At 61.9% G+C, this 15,247-nt stretch carries 15 protein-coding genes; 8 read left to right on the top strand and 7 right to left on the bottom strand.

Annotation, left to right across the window (positions count from 1 at the left end; translation table 11 throughout):
- Positions 1-112: 112 nt before the first annotated feature.
- Positions 113-631 (bottom strand): MarR family winged helix-turn-helix transcriptional regulator, encoded by a 519-nt coding sequence (locus JQ629_RS30700; protein ID WP_212415791.1) that lies wholly within the window; start codon positions 629-631, stop codon positions 113-115.
- A gap of 317 nt (positions 632-948) precedes the next feature.
- Here JQ629_RS30700 and JQ629_RS30695 point away from each other — a divergent pair, with 317 nt between their 5' ends.
- Both JQ629_RS30695 and JQ629_RS30690 read left to right on the top strand, forming a co-directional pair.
- Positions 949-1,830: an SDR family oxidoreductase gene (locus JQ629_RS30695; protein ID WP_212415790.1), complete on the top strand. Its 882-nt coding sequence runs from the start codon at positions 949-951 to the stop codon at positions 1,828-1,830.
- A gap of 82 nt (positions 1,831-1,912) precedes the next feature.
- Positions 1,913-2,713, top strand: a complete 801-nt coding sequence (locus JQ629_RS30690) for an enoyl-CoA hydratase/isomerase family protein (protein WP_212415789.1) — start codon at positions 1,913-1,915, stop codon at positions 2,711-2,713.
- A 3-nt stretch (positions 2,714-2,716) separates the two neighbouring features.
- On the opposite strand, the gene JQ629_RS30685 is transcribed toward JQ629_RS30690, so the two are convergent.
- Positions 2,717-3,520 (bottom strand): enoyl-CoA hydratase/isomerase family protein, encoded by an 804-nt coding sequence (locus JQ629_RS30685; protein WP_212386037.1) that lies wholly within the window; start codon positions 3,518-3,520, stop codon positions 2,717-2,719.
- A gap of 223 nt (positions 3,521-3,743) precedes the next feature.
- On the opposite strand from JQ629_RS30685, the gene JQ629_RS30680 reads away from it, so the two are divergent.
- The 4 genes from JQ629_RS30680 to JQ629_RS30665 all read left to right on the top strand — a co-directional run bounded on the left by JQ629_RS30680 (position 3,744) and on the right by JQ629_RS30665 (position 7,184).
- Positions 3,744-4,613, top strand: a complete 870-nt coding sequence (locus JQ629_RS30680; RefSeq protein WP_212415788.1) for an SDR family oxidoreductase — start codon at positions 3,744-3,746, stop codon at positions 4,611-4,613.
- A 68-nt stretch (positions 4,614-4,681) separates the two neighbouring features.
- A complete protein-coding gene (locus tag JQ629_RS30675) occupies positions 4,682-5,134 on the top strand; it encodes a MaoC family dehydratase (protein ID WP_212268832.1) in 453 nt (150 codons plus the stop codon).
- Complete coding sequence (locus JQ629_RS30670) at positions 5,131-6,006, top strand: HpcH/HpaI aldolase/citrate lyase family protein (protein ID WP_212415787.1); 876 nt, start codon at positions 5,131-5,133, stop codon at positions 6,004-6,006. Before JQ629_RS30675 ends, JQ629_RS30670 begins: the two co-directional genes overlap by 4 nt.
- The gene (locus tag JQ629_RS30665; protein ID WP_212415786.1) at positions 6,003-7,184 is read left to right on the top strand and encodes an acyl-CoA dehydrogenase family protein; all 1,182 of its coding nucleotides are present in this window, start codon (positions 6,003-6,005) and stop codon (positions 7,182-7,184) included. Before JQ629_RS30670 ends, JQ629_RS30665 begins: the two co-directional genes overlap by 4 nt.
- Positions 7,185-7,414: 230 nt before the next feature.
- Here the strand turns inward: JQ629_RS30665 and JQ629_RS30660 are convergent, their stop codons facing one another.
- The 5 genes from JQ629_RS30660 to JQ629_RS30640 all read right to left on the bottom strand — a co-directional run bounded on the left by JQ629_RS30660 (position 7,415) and on the right by JQ629_RS30640 (position 12,477).
- Positions 7,415-8,560: an acyl-CoA dehydrogenase family protein gene (locus tag JQ629_RS30660; protein ID WP_212415785.1), complete on the bottom strand. Its 1,146-nt coding sequence runs from the start codon at positions 8,558-8,560 to the stop codon at positions 7,415-7,417.
- 62 nt (positions 8,561-8,622) lie between these two features.
- On the bottom strand, positions 8,623-9,552 hold the full coding sequence (kce, locus tag JQ629_RS30655) for a 3,5-dioxohexanoate:acetyl-CoA acetone transferase (protein WP_212415784.1): 930 nt from the start codon (positions 9,550-9,552) through the stop codon (positions 8,623-8,625).
- 90 nt (positions 9,553-9,642) lie between these two features.
- Positions 9,643-10,437 (bottom strand): enoyl-CoA hydratase-related protein, encoded by a 795-nt coding sequence (locus JQ629_RS30650; protein ID WP_212268827.1) that lies wholly within the window; start codon positions 10,435-10,437, stop codon positions 9,643-9,645.
- An 18-nt stretch (positions 10,438-10,455) separates the two neighbouring features.
- Positions 10,456-11,214: a glucose 1-dehydrogenase gene (locus tag JQ629_RS30645; protein WP_212268826.1), complete on the bottom strand. Its 759-nt coding sequence runs from the start codon at positions 11,212-11,214 to the stop codon at positions 10,456-10,458.
- Between the two features lie 90 nt (positions 11,215-11,304).
- Positions 11,305-12,477 (bottom strand): acyl-CoA dehydrogenase family protein, encoded by a 1,173-nt coding sequence (locus tag JQ629_RS30640; protein ID WP_212415783.1) that lies wholly within the window; start codon positions 12,475-12,477, stop codon positions 11,305-11,307.
- A 240-nt stretch (positions 12,478-12,717) separates the two neighbouring features.
- Here JQ629_RS30640 and JQ629_RS30635 point away from each other — a divergent pair, with 240 nt between their 5' ends.
- Both JQ629_RS30635 and JQ629_RS30630 read left to right on the top strand, forming a co-directional pair.
- Positions 12,718-14,016: an enoyl-CoA hydratase-related protein gene (locus tag JQ629_RS30635; RefSeq protein WP_212415782.1), complete on the top strand. Its 1,299-nt coding sequence runs from the start codon at positions 12,718-12,720 to the stop codon at positions 14,014-14,016.
- A gap of 36 nt (positions 14,017-14,052) precedes the next feature.
- A complete protein-coding gene (locus JQ629_RS30630; protein WP_212415781.1) occupies positions 14,053-15,243 on the top strand; it encodes a CaiB/BaiF CoA transferase family protein in 1,191 nt (396 codons plus the stop codon).
- Positions 15,244-15,247 lie beyond the last annotated feature (4 nt).

Raw genomic sequence — 15,247 nt, 5'->3', positions numbered from 1 at the left:
CTCAATCGAACGCTTCTGCGCTTACAACTCGCCTGCGAAGGTCTAAAATGCCCCGAACTTTTGGTTCAGGACACTAGAGCCCCGTTCCGATTCCATCGGAACGGAAAAGGCTCTAGGCCGCTTTCCTGCTCTTCCGCGTTTTGCTCTTCTTGCCGACGTCCTCTTCGCTCTCATCCGGCAGGGCGCTTCCGTCGGACATCGCGAGCAGATTGTGCTTCATCGCAAGCAATGCGTCCGAAGCCGCCTCCAATGCCTGCCTGTCAATCCCGTTGGTCAGCTGGGCATTGAACTTATCGGTCTCCTTGCGAAGTTTTTCCAGGAAGCCGCGCGCCTGCTTGGTGACGAAGACGCGCTTGACGCGGCGGTCGACCGGGTCTGCCTGCCGAAGCACGAAGCCGGAAGACTCCAGACGATCGATCAGCGCCCCCACGCCGACCTTGCCAACGTCGAGCTCGTTGGCGAGCTGCGTCTGCGGCAGTCCGTCTTTGCGCGAGATGAAGGCAAGCACCCACCATTGCGACCGCGTGATGCCGAGCGGCGCGAGGGCGCGATCGAACATCATCCGGCGCAGCCGGGAAACGTCATGGATGAGGTAGCCTAGTCGGAGATCCCAGTCGGGCCGGTCGACCATTCGATTTTTTCCTCGTCAGAAGCTGATACCGATTGCGTGTCCATCACCGGCGATTCAACTGATATCATACACAAGCGTATTTTAAAAGGAACGCGATGCTGCGAACCCGTCCGCGGCGATTCCTGGCCCTGCGTGTCCCCCGGAATCGGCTCTATTTTGCCGGGAATTGAGCCGGATTGAGCTCCCGGGACATCCCTTGAGTCGGGACGATCGCGATTTACAGATGAAGTACATTAGTGTATTAATTTTGCTTGGCGGCCTGGCTCGGCTGCAAAGTAAGGCTTCGAATAGCGCTTCGAGTAGAGGATTTGCCGTTCATGTTCAGCCGTGACGTCCTCAAGGGAAAGCGCATCCTCGTGACCGGCGGCGGCACGGGGCTCGGCAAGGAGATTTCGCTGGGGTTCGCCTCGCACGGCGCGCATGTCTTTATCTGCGGCCGTCGGCCGGAAATTCTCGAGCAGGCGGCGGGCGAAATTCGCAGCCGATCGGGCGGGCAGGCCGAGGCGCTGGTCGCCAACGTTCGCGATCCCGACAGCATTGAAAAGATGATGGCGGAAATCTGGGCCACCGGTCCTCTCACGGGCCTCGTGAACAACGCCGGCGCCAATTTCCTGGCGCCGACCGAGACGTTGTCACCTCGCGGCTACGAGGCGATCAGGTCGACCATCATGGACGGCTCGTTTTACGCGGCGCAGGGTTGCGGAAGACGCTGGATTGCCGCGGGGCTTCCCGGCGTGATCATCAGTAATCTGGTGACGTGGGTCTGGACCGGATCGGCCTATGTGGTGCCGGCCGCGATGGCCAAGGCCGCGGTCCATGCGATGACGATGTCGCTCGCGGTGGAATGGGGACCGAAGGGCATCCGCGTCAACGCGGTCGCGCCCGGTCCGTTTCCGACCGAGAATGCCTGGGACAAGCTCAATCCGCTGGCGGAGACCGGAGTGGGGGCTACCCAGGCGGACGAAGTTCCGCTGCGGCGGTTCGGCAAGATGGATGAGCTGCGCAATCTGATGATCTTCCTGATGTCGGATGGCTGCAGCTACATCACCGGCGACACGATCAGCATCGATGGCGGGCATCATCTGGCGGCGCCAAGCACGTTTGCGGGGCTTTCAGAACTTTCGCCTGACGATTGGCAGCGGGCGCGCGAGGCCATTCAGGCTTCCACGCGCAAGGAAAAGGAAGGCCGGTCGGCCTGACGCTGGGCTGGCGACGAAAAGCCGTCCATGCTGGCCGCCTCGAAAGCATTTCTAACAAGTCCGAACGCCCGGGAGAGACGCAATGGGTCTGGCAATCGCTACCACCAGCTTCGAATGCACGATCGACGGCGGCCTTGCGCATATCGTTCTCAATCAGCCCGAGCGCGGTAACCCGATCGACGGCAACTTCTGCCGCGAATTCAACCTTTGCATGGCGGAATTGAGCGAGCGCAACGATGTGCGCTCGGTGCTGATCTCCGCGCGCGGAAGGCTATTCAGTGTCGGCGGCGATCTTGCCGCACTTGCGTCGCGGGGCGACGCGCTGCCGGTGACCATCAAGTCGTGGACAGCCGATTTGCATGCCGCCATCGTGCGGATGGTCCGCATGCGTGCGCCGGTCGTCGTGGCCGTGCAAGGCAACGTCGCGGGCGGCAGCGTCTCGCTGATGGCCGCGGGCGATCTGGTGGTGATCGGCAGATCGGCGCGCATTTCATCCGCATTCGCCAGGATCGGCTTCACGCCGGACAGCGGCTCGACGACAACCGTGACGCGGCGCATCGGGGTCGCCCGTGCCCGGCGGTTTTTCCTGCTGGCGGAGACGATGGACGCCGACGCCGCGCTGGCGACGGGGCTGGTCGACTATGTCGTGAACGACGACGCGGTTGTCGCCGAGGCCGAGAAGATCGCGCGCGAGCTGGCTTTGGGTCCCACCGAAGCCTATGGCGGGATCAAGCGCCTGTTCCTGCAGACGCTCAACCGTTCCATCGAGAGCCAGTTGGAAGATGAGGCACAAACGCTCGCAGCGATCTCGCGAACGGCGGATGCCCAGGAGGGGATAAAAGCCTTCAGGGAGAAGCGCAAACCGACATTTGCGGGAAGATAGGTTCTATTGATCCCTGTAGGTCGGATCGCGCTTCTCTCGAAATGCCGCGACAGCCTCCTGGTGGTCGCTGGTTTCAAGCAGCATGACCTGCTGGCGGTCCTCGATCATCAGCGCGGCATCGATGCCGGGCGCGTCGATCAGCGCGTTCAGCGTTTGCTTGGTCATGCGCAAGCCCATTGGCGAGGCGCGGGCCATTTCAGCGGCGAAGGCAAGGCCGGTCTCGAGCAATTTGTCGTCGTCAACGACGTCGCTGACGAGTCCTACCGCCTTGGCCCGGTCCGCACCCAGAAACCGCCCGGTCAGCAACAATTCCGACGCCACCGAAAGACCGATCAGCCGCGGCAGCAGATAGCCGGATCCCATGTCGCAGCCGCCGACGCCGACGCGTATGTAGGCGGCGTTCATCCGCGCCGCCGGTGTCGCGAAGCGAACATCGGAGGCCAGCAGCAAGGAAAACCCGGCGCCGCATGCCGCACCCTGAACAAGTGCTACGATCGGCTGCGGGCAGCTTCGCATCAGGCGGATGATCCGCGAATAGCGCTGCTGCATGTCCAGCTGCCGCTGCGGACGCCCCGCGCCGGGCGCTGCGAACGCATCGGACCCGAGTTCGGCCCCGGCGCAAAACGCCCGCCCATTGCCGCGGAAGATGACGATGCGCGTGGTCAGGCGTTCGTGCAGACCCGAAAAGTAGGCGATCAGCTCGTCGGCCATCGCGGGTGTCACCGCATTGAGGGCATCCGGCCGATTGAGGGAGAGAATCTCGATGGCGTCGCGCGCTTCGACGGTGATGGTCGTGAATTTGTCCATGTCGTACGTTTCCAAGGGCATCATTCGGCGCCGGGACAACACAATGTCACGGGGCGATCTGGATGGCCATAAGCGGCCGGTTGTTCCAATCGTTCGGCCTCCGGCCTTGTGGCGAGCCCCGCCGCAAAGCGCTTGCGAAACAGAGTACACCATATCATAATATAGTGTACTAATTTTTGGCAACGCGGCGTGACCCGCCAGTCCGTCACTCTCGGAGAGCACGATGCCGTATCAATCGGTTTTCAGGTCCGATCTGTTCAAGGGCAAGACGATTATCGTCACCGGTGGCGGCAGCGGTATCGGTCGTTGCACCGCACACGAACTGGTTGCTCTCGGTGCCAATGTCGCGATCCTCGGCCGCACCGCTGAAAAGCTGGCGGAGGTGAGGGCGGAGATTGAAGAGGATGGCGGACGGGTGCTCACCCATGTTTGCGATATCCGCGACGAAACGATGGTGATCGCTGCGATCGACGCGGTGCTAGGCACTTATGGCCGCATCGACGGGCTGGTGAACAATGCCGGGGGTCAATATCGCGCGCCGATGAAAACCATCTCGACCAAGGGCTTTGAGGCCGTGGTCCGCAGCAATCTGACCGGTGGATTCATTTTCATGCGCGAGGTCTACAATCGCTGGATGGAGGCGAATGGCGGGGCCATCGTCAATATCATTGCCGACATCTGGCATGGCTGGCCCGAGTTCGCCCACTCCGGTGCGGCGCGCGGCGGAATGCTGACGCTCACCGAAACCGCGGCGTGCGAATGGTCCGCTTCGGGAGTCCGTGTCAACGTGGTCGCGCCGGGAGGTATCGTGTCCAGCGGGTTTGATACCTACACGCCGGAAATGCAAAAGAAGCTGCATGATTTCACGGCCGGTGTGCCGCTGCAGCGGTTCGGCACCGAGGCCGAAATTTCGGCCGCGATCGTGTATCTGCTGTCGCCGGCTGCCGCCTACGTCACCGGTTCCTGCATCCGGGTCGATGGCGGCACACCGAATGCGCGGACCACGTGGAAGCTCGAACCGCACAATCGTAGCGCGCCCTTCGAAGGCTTTCATCGCTCCAGGCTTCCGGAGGCGTTGAAGAAAGCGCCCTGACTCCTGTCGGGCACCGTCAATAAGAAATAGTGTGCGTGTGTACGAATACAGAAAGGCGAGGAAACGGGATGGCGGGACTCTATTTCGAGCAGTTTTCGGTCGGGCAAACTTTCGTTCATGAAATCCGGCGCACGGTCACCGACATGGACAACATCCTGTTCTCGTCGCTGACCTATAATCCGGCGGCCGTGCACATCGATCATGAATACGCCAAATCGACCGAATTCGGCAAACCGCTGATGAACTCGATCTTCACCCTCGGCCTTGTCATCGGCCTGTCGGTGCAGGACACCACCCTGGGAACGACGGTTGGAAACCTCGGGATGGAAGACACCAAATTTCCACGCCCGGTCTTTGCCGGTGATACGATCAGGGCGGAAACGAAGATCCTGGCGGTGCGCGAGAGCAAGTCCCGCCCGACCCAGGGTATCGTGACCTTCGAGCATCGCGGCTTCAATCAGCACAACGAGGAAATCGCTTATTGCCGCCGCACAGGCCTGATGATGAGGCGTCCCGCATGAGATTGCGCTCCCTTCTGTTTGTGCCTGGCGACAGCGAGCACAAATTCGCAAAGGCATCCGGTATCGGCGCCGACGCGCTGATCCTCGATCTTGAGGATGCCGTCGCGCCGCCGCGCAAGGCGCTGGCGCGCGAGATGGTAAAAAACCTGCTCGGGGGGCCGGCGCGCGACTGGGCGTTTCTGGTGCGCATCAATCCGCTCGGCAGCGGGCTGACGCTCGAAGACATCGCGGCGGTTGTTCGTCCGGGCCTCGACGGCATCCTGATCCCGAAGGTCAACGGCACGCAGGATATCGAACTGATTTCGCACTACGTCGACGTGCTCGAGGTGGCTACCGGGGTCACGCCGGGGCATGTGAAGTTACTCGTGGTGGCGACCGAGACACCGGCTGCGATGATCGGCTTTGCGAGTTATGCAACGCCGAGCAGGCGTCTCATCGCCATGACATGGGGCGCGGAGGATCTGGGCGCGGCGCTCGGCGCACTGTCCAACAAGGAAGCCGACGGAAGCTGGACGTTCCCGTATCAGGTAGCGCGGGCGCAATGCCTGTTCGCCGCCGGTGCTGCGGGTGCCATGGCGCTGGACACGCTGTATGGCGATTTCAAGGACGAGAAAGGGCTGGCGGAAAGCTGCCGGATTGCACGCCGCGACGGCTTTGTTGGAAAGATCGCCATTCACCCGGCTCAGGTCGCGACGATCAATCAATGCTTCACGCCGTCGGAGGCCGATCTGGCGCATGCGCGCCGCGTGGTGGCGGCGTTCGCGGCGCAGCCTGATGCGGGGACGCTCGGCATCGACGGCAAGATGTATGACATGCCGCATCTGATCGCGGCAAAGCGCGCGCTCGCCTCGGCCGGGGAGGACGTCACATGAGTGCATTGGCCAACGAGTTCGAGCCGGGAGACGATCAGGCGGCCATTCGCGAGGGCGTACGCTCAGTCGTCACGCGCTTTGGCGACGACTACTGGCTGGCGCGCGACGACGACGGCAAGTTTCCGTTCGAGTTTCATCGCGCGATGGCCGACGCCGGCTGGCTCGGCATCACCATGCCGGAAGAGTATGGCGGCTCCGGCCTCGGGGTGACTGAGGCTGCGATCATGATGCATGAAGTCGCCAGCCATGGCGGCGGTATGTCCGCGACATCGGCGGTGCATATCAACCTGTTCGGACCGCATCCGATCGTCGTGAAGGGCACACCGGAACAGAAGGCGCGCTGGGTGCCGCGGCTGGTCGCAGGCGAAGATCAATGCTGCTTCGGTTTTACCGAGCCGGATGCCGGGCTGAACACGACCAGGATCAAGACTTTTGCGCAAAAGGTTCCGGGCGGCTATCTCGTGCACGGCCAGAAGGTCTGGACCTCGACCGCGCAGGTCGCCAACAAGATCATGCTGCTGACCCGGACCACGAAGTATGAGGATTGCAAGCGTCCGACCGACGGCATCACGATCTTCTACACCGACCTCGACCGGTCCAAGATCGATGTTCATCGCATTCCAAAAATGGGCCGCAAGTCGGTCGATTCCAACGCCATCTTCATCGACGGGCTGTTCATTCCGGAAGCCGACCGGATCGGCGAGGAGGGCAAGGGTTTTTCCTATATCCTGCACAGCCTCAATCCCGAGCGTATCCTGATTGCGGTCGAAGCGATCGGGATCGGCCAGGACGCGCTGCGCCGGGCGGCGAAATATGCAAGGGAGCGCGTGGTGTTCGACCGGCCGATCGGCCAGAATCAGGGCATCCAGCATCCGCTCGCGGAAAACTGGATGTATCTGGAGTCAGCCTGGCAAATGGCGATGCGTGCTGCTTGGCTCTACGATCACGACAGACCCTGTGGCGCCGAAGCCAACGCCGCCAAATTCCTCGGCGCCCGCGCCGGCCACGACGCGGCGTGGCAGGCGATCATGACCCATGGCGGCTTTGGATACGCCAAGGAGTATCACGTCGAGCGCCTGTTCCGCGAAGTCTCGATCACGCGGCTGGCCCCGATCACCGAACAGTTGATCCTCAGTTTTGTTGCCGAGAAGGTGCTGGAATTGCCGAAGAGCTATTGAGGAATTCTGAAAATGATTCGCTTTTTCGTCATGGCCGGGCTTGTCCCGGCCATCCACGTCTTTCTTGCCTAAGGAAGCCAGGACGTGGATGCCCGGCACCCGTCTCCGCCAAGGCTTCGGCGGGGCCACGAATCGTTGGCCCGCCGAAGCTTTAGCGAAGGCGGCAAGGCCGGGCGTGACGACGTGAGAGCCGCGAAGCGGCTTCTCGAACGATGCAGCCTCGATCTGCCCTACAGATTGCGCGAAATCAGCTCACGCATGATTTCCGAGGTGCCGCCGTAGATCCGCAGCACCCGCGCATCCGCGTAGAGGCGGCAGATCTCATACTCGCGCATAAAGCCGTAACCGCCGAAGAATTGCAGGCATTGGTCGACAAGCCGGCCATGCATTTCGGTGATCCAGAGTTTTGCGGTCGAAGCCGCGTAGGTCGTCAGTTCGTGATTGATGTGGTCATGGAGGCACTGATCGGCATAGGCCCATCCCACCGCAAGATCGGATTTCAGGTCGGCCAGCTTGAACCTTGTGTTCTGGAAGCTGCCGATCGGCGATCCAAAGGCGTTGCGCTGCTGCACGTAGTCCTTGGCAAGATCGAAGGCTTTCTGCGCCGCGGCGATCGAATGCAGCGCGATGGTCAAACGCTCCTGCGGCAGCTCGCTCATCAGCGCGCCCATCGCGCCGCCTTCCGCTCCCAATAAATTGGTCACCGGGACGCGCACGCCGTCGAAGAACAGTTCTGATGTATCGGAGGAGAGGTGTCCGAGTTTTTCGAGGTTGCGGCCGTGGCGAAAGCCGGGACGGTCGGTCTCGACAAGAACCAGACTCATTCCTCGTGAACCACCTTCCTGGTTGGTCCTGACAACGACGATGATGAGGTCGCACATCTGCCCGTTCGAGATGAAGGTCTTCTGGCCCGAGATCACGAACTCGTCGCCATCGCGTAACGCGCGGGTGCGGATGCCCTGCAGGTCGCTGCCGGTGCCGGGCTCGGTCATCGCGATCGCGCAGACGGTTTCACCCGTCACCATGCGCGGTAGCCATTTCTTCTTCTGTTCGGGTGTGCCGTAACTGAGCAGGTAGCCGCAGCAGACATCGTTGTGCACGGAGAAGTCGGTGGCGGGGCCTGCGAAGCCGGAATAGCTGAGTTCCTCGATCACGACGGCATTGTGCCGGAAGTCGCCGCCGGCGCCGCCGAACTCTTCGGGGACCTGCGGGCAGAGCAGGCCGGCCGCGCCGCCGGCGCCCCAGAGCGACCTGTCGATGATGCCGGCTTCTTCCCATCGTGCGAAATCCGGCGCGATCTTCGATGCCGCGAAGCGCCGCACGGTTTCCCTGAACTGTTGATGTTCTTCGTCGTAAACCCTGCGATGGGGCAGCATTGAGGCCTCCCGTTGATTGCTTTTGGCGATCCGGCCGCTACATCATTCCGATCAATCAGCGGTCAGAACGCGACCTTGTCGCCACCCTTGAGCTCAAGGATCTCGCGCGCCTCGTCGGCCGTCGCGACGTCCAGTCCCAGCCCTTCGATGATCTTTCGAACCTGCGTCACCTGATCGGCGTTCGACGCCGCAAGTTGGCCGGCGCCGATCCACAGGCTGTCTTCCAGGCCGACCCGCACATTTCCGCCGATGGCCGCCGCAATCGCCGCGACCGGCATTTGTGCGCGCCCGGCGCCCAATACCGACCAGCGATAATTGTCGCCGAACAGGCGATCGGCGGTGCGCTTCATGTGCATGACGTCTTCCTGATGCGCGCCGATGCCGCCCAGGAGGCCGAACACGGTCTGGATGAACAGCGGCGCTTGCACCAGACCCTCGGTCCAGAAGTAATGCAGATTGTAGAGATGACTGGTGTCGTAGCACTCGAACTCATAGCGCGCGCCGGTCGAGTTGAGCGTTTCCAGCGCGTAGCGGATATCCTTGAAGGAATTGCGGAAGACAAGGTCGTGGGAGCCTTCCAGCATCGCGGGCTCCCAGTCATGCTTGAACTGCTTGTATCGCTTGAGCATCGGGAACAGGCCGAAATTCATCGATCCCATGTTCAGGCTGGCGACCTCCGGCTTCCAGACTGCCGCGGGCTTGATCCGCTCTTCGACGGTCATATAGGGCGAGCCGCCGGTCGTCAGATTCACGACCACGTCGGATCGCTGCTTGATCACACGAAGAAACGGCTCGAAGGCTTCCGGCGACTGGTCCGGCCGGCCGTCTATCGGATTGCGGGCGTGAAGGTGCACGATAGCGGCGCCTGCCTCGGCCGCCCCCAGAGCGGATTCCGCGATCTCCGCCGCCGTCACCGGGAGGTGAGGCGACATCGAGGGCGTATGGATCGAGCCCGTGATCGCGCAGGAAATAATGACCTTACGTGCCGGCACGGTGTTTTCCTCTTGCGATGCGTGTTCAGCCGATGCGAGGTGAGGGCATCGGCAAACGTGGGGGAAGCGACGCGTTCTTTGCCAAAATGGCTAAGTGAACTTGTGGAAGTCCGGCGTCCGCTTCTCGTTGAAGGCGGCGACGCCTTCCTTCGATTCCGCGGTATCGTAGAACAGCTTCACCGCGTGAAGGGCCAGGTTGCTGATACCGCGAATGTTGTCGCTGTCGGCGTTGAAGGAGCGCTTTGCCAGCGCGATCGCGGTCGGTGAGCGCTGCGCAAGCTTGTCGGTCCAGTCCTTGACCGCGGCATCGAGTTCGGCGGCCGGAACCACCTTGTTGACCAGCCCCATTTCACGCGCCTGTTCGGCGGTGTAGCGGTCGTTGATGAACCAGATCTCGCGCGCCTTCTTGTCGCCGACGTGGCGGGCCAGCAAGGCGGTGCCCCAGCCGGCGTCGACGGAGCCGACCTTCGGTCCGACCTGGCCGAACTGCGCGGTGTCGGCGGCAATCGTCAGGTCGCACAGCGTCGCCAGCACATTGCCGCCACCGATCGCAAAGCCGTTGACGCGTGCAATGACGGGTTTGGGAACGTCGCGGATCAGGCCCTGCAACTCGTCGATCGGCAGCCCGACGACGCCGCGGCCGTCATATTGCCCTTCATGCGCGGACTGATCGCCGCCGGTGCAGAAGGCCTTGTCGCCGGCGCCGGTCAGCACGATGCTCGAAACGTTGCGGTCGTTGGCAGCAATCTGGAACGCCTGAATCAGTTCTTCGAGGGTCTGGCCGCGAAAGGCATTATAGACCTTGGGCCGGTTGATGATGATCCAGGCGGCACGATCGCGCACTTCGTAGATCACGTCGGTGAATTTGGTCGGATCTGCTATCATCGCTAAACCTCACATCTGCTAGATCATGTTCATGCCGCCGGAGACCGAGATGGCCTGTCCGGTGATGAATTTGCCGTCGTCCGACGCCAGTAAAGCGATGATTCCGGCATAGTCGTCGGGCTCGCCCATGCGCTTTAAGGGAATGCCGCGAACCATCGCGTCCTTCCATTTCACAGCCTGTTCGCCTTCGCCCAGCACCGCCGCCATCATCGGCGTGTTGGTGGGACCCGGACACACCGCATTCAGCAGCACGTTCTTGCGGGCGAGTTCGCGGGCGATCGATTTGGTGAAGGAGATCAACCCGCCCTTGCAGGCCGAGTAGACCGCCTCGTCGCTGGTGCCGACGCGGGCCGCGTCGGAGGCGATATTGATGATACGGCCGCCGCCATGTTCGACCATCAGCGGCGCGATGGCGTGGTGGGTATTGAGCGGACCATACAGATTGATGCGGATGATCTTGTCCCAGAGTTCCTTGTCGGTCTTCAGGAACGGCATCGGCCGGTCCCAGCCGGCGTTGTTGACGAGAACCCAAATGGGGCCGATTTCGGCCTCGACCTGCGCGACTGCGCGATCGACCGAGGCGCGGTCGCCGACATCGACGGTGTAGGTCGTGATCGCCGACTGCGGCGCCAGTTTCGCCGTCTCATGTCCGGCGTCGGGATTGATGTCGAAAATCGCGACCTTGCAGCCTTCTTCCGCGAGCCGAAGGGTGATGGCGCGGCCGATGCCCTGGCCGCCGCCGGTAACGATCGCTACCTTGCCTGATAAGCCTCTCAAATCTCACTCCCTTGGTTTGCGACGCTTCGGTCGTCTGTTCTGTTTCGGCGGATACTTTTGCGTCCGCCGGCCGTGTGCCATCAATGGCGATCAACCGCTCTTGGTGAGCGCAAAACCACATTGCGCGAACATCTGGCGGGCGATGATGGTTTTCATGATCTCGATCGATCCGCCAGCAATCTTGACGATCCGGGCGTCGACATAGGCGCGCGCGATCGGGTACTCCGTCATATAACCCCAGCCGCCGAATAATTGCAGGCATTCATCGACCGCTTCGCAGTGAAGTTCGGAAGTGAACATCTTGGCCATCGCGGCGTCGACCGGATCGAGCTTTCCTTCCATGAAGAGCGAGATGCATCGATCGGTAAAGACACGGGCGACCGTTGCCTTGGTCTTGAGATCGGCGAGCTTGAACTGGGTATTCTGGAAGTTGGCGAGCTTTTGACCGAACACGCTGCGGTCCGACGTGTATTCAACGGTCCAGTCAATCACGGTTTCGGTGACGGTGGCGGATCGGATCGCCTGGGCGAGCCGCTCCTGCGACAGCTTCGTCATCATCAAGGCAAAACCCTTACCCTCCTGTCCGAGCATGTTGGTCGCGGGAATGCGGATGTTCTCGAAGAACAGTTCGGAGGTATCCTGGGCCTTCATCCCGATTTTTTCGAGGTTTCTTCCGCGCTGAAAGCCGGGCCGGTTGCTCTCGACGATGAACAGCGTCACGCCCTTGGCGCCGGCGCTGCCGTCGGTCTTGGTCGCCAGCACGACGAAATCGCAGAGCTGGCCATTCGAGATGAAGACCTTCTGGCCGTTGATGACGAAATCATCGCCATCGCGCACGGCGCGGGTCCGGATCGCCTTGAGGTCGCTGCCGGCATGCGGTTCCGTCATGCCGAGCGAGCCGATCGCCTCGCCCGACACCATCTTCGGCAGCCATTGCCGCTTTTGCGCTTCGGTGCCGAACGAAAGCAGATAGGTCGCCACGAGATCTGTGTGAATCAGAAATCCCGGGCCGCTCGCGCCGGAGCGCCATAATTCCTCGAACACGACCACGTCGAACAAATAGTCGAGGCCCATGCCGCCATATTCTTCCGGAACGGTACAGCAGAGCAGCCCTTCGGCGCCGGCCTTGAGCCACAGTTCCCGCGGCACGATGCCGTCTTTTTCCCACTGCGCATGAAAGGGCACGATCTCGCGATCGACGAAGCGCCGGACCGATTCCCGGAAAATATGATGTTCCTCGCGGAAAATGGTGCGCTCGATCATCGACATCCGTCCACATCAATTTAGTTAGGTAGTGTACTATATGTTCCGAGATGGTAAAAGGCAAGCTGGCGCCGCGGGCTTTTTGCATCAGGGGTCGATGTCAGGACTTTCGTGAGCGTTCCCGGCAGATCAGCGCTGCAACCGATGGAGAGTTTTCACGGCGGCAAAACCATCCGTTTAAACTAGTACACAGATATACGATATGCTATAGGGCAAAAAACAACGGCGGAGAGGAAGCCCATGGACGAACTGCGAAAGTTGCAGCAATTCCGCGCCGAACGCCGCGAAAACAATGTCCTGCATCTTGTTTTCGACATGCCCGGCCGTCCGATGAATGTGTTCTCCAATGCCGCGATCGCCGAACTCGCCATTTTCAGCCGGTGGCTCCGCGACAGCGACGTCAAGGGCGTGGTGATCCGCTCGGGAAAGCCATCGGCATTCTGTGCCGGCGCCGATCTCGCCGAGCTCGGATTGGCCTACGACATGATCATGGCAGCGCCGGGCGAGACGCGCGATCGCGTGGCGTTCGACCATTTCTTCCGTCTCAGTCAGGCGCTGCGTGGAATCGAAACCGCGGGCAAGCCGGTCGCGGCGGCAATCGCGGGCCTGGCGCTCGGCGGCGGCGGCGAACTGGCGCTGGCGACCCACCACCGGGTCATGGTCGATGATCCCAAGGTCGTGTTTGGCTTGCCGGAGTCACTGGTCGGGCTGTTGCCGGGAGGCGGGGGAACCCAACGGCTGCCGCGTCTGACTGGAATCGAAAAGGCATTTCCGATCCTGCTGGAAGGTGCGCGGCTGTCCGGCCAGGCCGCTATTGCCGCCGGCGTGGTCGATGAGTTGGTTCCTGCCGACGAAGAGGTGGCGGCAGCGGAACGATGGGTGCTGTCGCATCCATCGGCGTCGCAGCCTTGGGATCGCGCCGGTTGGCGGCCGGTGGATGCGGATGATGCCGCCTCGATCATTGCGCGAAAGCGGGAAAGCATTCTGGCGGAGACCCTCGGACATTACCCGGCGCCACTCGCCATTCTCGATTGCGTTGCGCAAGGGCTGCCGCAGCCCTTTGATGCGGCGATCCGCAGCGAGATGCAGATATTCTCAAAGCTCATCCAGCGGCGCGAGCCGCGCAACATGATCAGGACGCTGTTTCTCGGGCGGCTCGATCATGACCGTTTTCGCAAGGCGGGAGGCATTCCGGCGCCCGTCGAACAGGCCGTGGCGGCGGTATCCGAGGCGCTGCAGGCCGGAGCAGATGCAACGCTTGCAAACGCGTTCGCCCGCGCCGGTTTTCACGGCCCGGGCAAGGCGCCGGCATTCGATGGCGTCATTGCCCAGTCCGCATTCTGGCTGGAGGCGGAGCCAGTCACCGACGGCAAACGCGCGCTGCGCGAGCGGCTGGCGCGGGCGTATGCCGCGGCAGACCAATGGCGTGCCACCTTCTCCGAGGATCAGCGCCGCGCGGCGGATTATCTGCTGGTCACGAAATATGGCTTTCCCGCCTACATGGCAGGTGCCTTCTCGTCCGCCCAGCCCGGCGCCTGATGCCACAGCTCGCACAACGCAATTGAGAGAACGAAATTGTCAAAACCCCTGACCGGCATCCGCGTCCTCGACCTGTCGAAAGTTTTGGCAGGTCCGCTATGTGCGCAATATCTCGGTGATCTCGGCGCCGACATCATCAAGGTGGAGACCGTCGGCCAGGGGGACGAGACGCGCGGCTGGCCGCCGTTTCCGGCGCCGGGCCTCGGCACGGTCTTTCTCAGCGCCAATCGTAACAAGCGCAGCATCGCCGTCGACATGAAATCGGAGAAGGGACGCGAGATCGTCCATGCGCTTGCAAAATCCGCCGACGTCGCCATCGAAAGTTTCGGAACGGGGGTCGCTGAGCGCCTTGGCATCGACGCCGCAACGCTTCGTACCCTGAACGACCGCCTGATTCATTGCAGCATCTCCGGGTTTGGCCGCGCTGGGCCGCTGAAAAACTCGCCCGGCTATGACGTGATTCTGCAGGCATTTTGCGGAGTCATGTCGATGACCGGCGACGAGGACGGCGGCTATATCCGCAGTCCGATCTCGCCGATCGACCAGATGACCGGCGTGCACGCCTTCAGCGGCATTCTGGCGCTGCTGTATGCGCGGGAAAAAACCGGGAAGGGCGGTGAGATCCAGGTCTCGCTGTTCGAAACCGCACTGGGCCTGCTCGGTTACAACCTCCAGACCTTCTGGGAGCGCGGCGTGCAGCCGCCGAAATGCGGCTCGAGCCATGAATCGCTCTGTCCCTATCAGGCCTTCGAGGCGGCCGACGGGCCGATCATGATCGGGGTCGCGAACGACAATCTCTGGCGTAAGTTCTGTGCGGTAACGGGACTGAATGCGATCGTTGATGATATCAGATTCAGGACCAATGCGGATCGCGTTGCGCACCGCAAGGAAACCCTCGGTCATGTCCAGGCGGCGCTGCGGCAAAATTCCGTCGCGCACTGGAACGAGGTGCTGACCGGCGTCGGCGTGCCCTGCGCGCCGATCAATTCGATCGCGCAATTGCTCGACCATCCGCACACCAAAGCGAGCGGCATCATTGTCGATTACGAGCACCAGACCGCGGGCAGGCTGAAGGGTGTCGGTCACCCGGTTCTAATCAACGGGGCGGAACGTCGCGCAGGCAGGCCGCCGCCGGTGCTGGGACAGCACACCGACGACGTGCTGGGTGAAATAGGTCTGTCATCCGAAACAATCGGCGAATTGCGTCGGGAACGTGTGATCGGTTGAGGTT

It is taken from the genome of Bradyrhizobium sp. AUGA SZCCT0222 (assembly GCF_018130205.1).
GTDB lineage: Bacteria > Pseudomonadota > Alphaproteobacteria > Rhizobiales > Xanthobacteraceae > Bradyrhizobium.
The sequence above is the reverse complement of the archived record's forward strand: the minus strand, read 5'-3'. Positions and strand labels throughout refer to the sequence as shown.

Excerpts from the sequence above, each read along its gene's own strand:
- JQ629_RS30700 (WP_212415791.1), bottom strand. The coding sequence starts at position 631 with ATGGTCGACCGGCCCGACTGGGATCTCCGACTAGGCTACCTCATCCAT.
- JQ629_RS30695 (WP_212415790.1), top strand. The coding sequence starts at position 949 with ATGTTCAGCCGTGACGTCCTCAAGGGAAAGCGCATCCTCGTGACCGGC.
- JQ629_RS30690 (WP_212415789.1), top strand. The coding sequence starts at position 1,913 with ATGGGTCTGGCAATCGCTACCACCAGCTTCGAATGCACGATCGACGGC.
- JQ629_RS30685 (WP_212386037.1), bottom strand. The coding sequence starts at position 3,520 with ATGGACAAATTCACGACCATCACCGTCGAAGCGCGCGACGCCATCGAG.
- JQ629_RS30680 (WP_212415788.1), top strand. The coding sequence starts at position 3,744 with ATGCCGTATCAATCGGTTTTCAGGTCCGATCTGTTCAAGGGCAAGACG.
- JQ629_RS30675 (WP_212268832.1), top strand. The coding sequence starts at position 4,682 with ATGGCGGGACTCTATTTCGAGCAGTTTTCGGTCGGGCAAACTTTCGTT.
- JQ629_RS30670 (WP_212415787.1), top strand. The coding sequence starts at position 5,131 with ATGAGATTGCGCTCCCTTCTGTTTGTGCCTGGCGACAGCGAGCACAAA.
- JQ629_RS30665 (WP_212415786.1), top strand. The coding sequence starts at position 6,003 with ATGAGTGCATTGGCCAACGAGTTCGAGCCGGGAGACGATCAGGCGGCC.
- JQ629_RS30660 (WP_212415785.1), bottom strand. The coding sequence starts at position 8,560 with ATGCTGCCCCATCGCAGGGTTTACGACGAAGAACATCAACAGTTCAGG.
- JQ629_RS30650 (WP_212268827.1), bottom strand. The coding sequence starts at position 10,437 with ATGATAGCAGATCCGACCAAATTCACCGACGTGATCTACGAAGTGCGC.
- JQ629_RS30640 (WP_212415783.1), bottom strand. The coding sequence starts at position 12,477 with ATGATCGAGCGCACCATTTTCCGCGAGGAACATCATATTTTCCGGGAA.
- JQ629_RS30635 (WP_212415782.1), top strand. The coding sequence starts at position 12,718 with ATGGACGAACTGCGAAAGTTGCAGCAATTCCGCGCCGAACGCCGCGAA.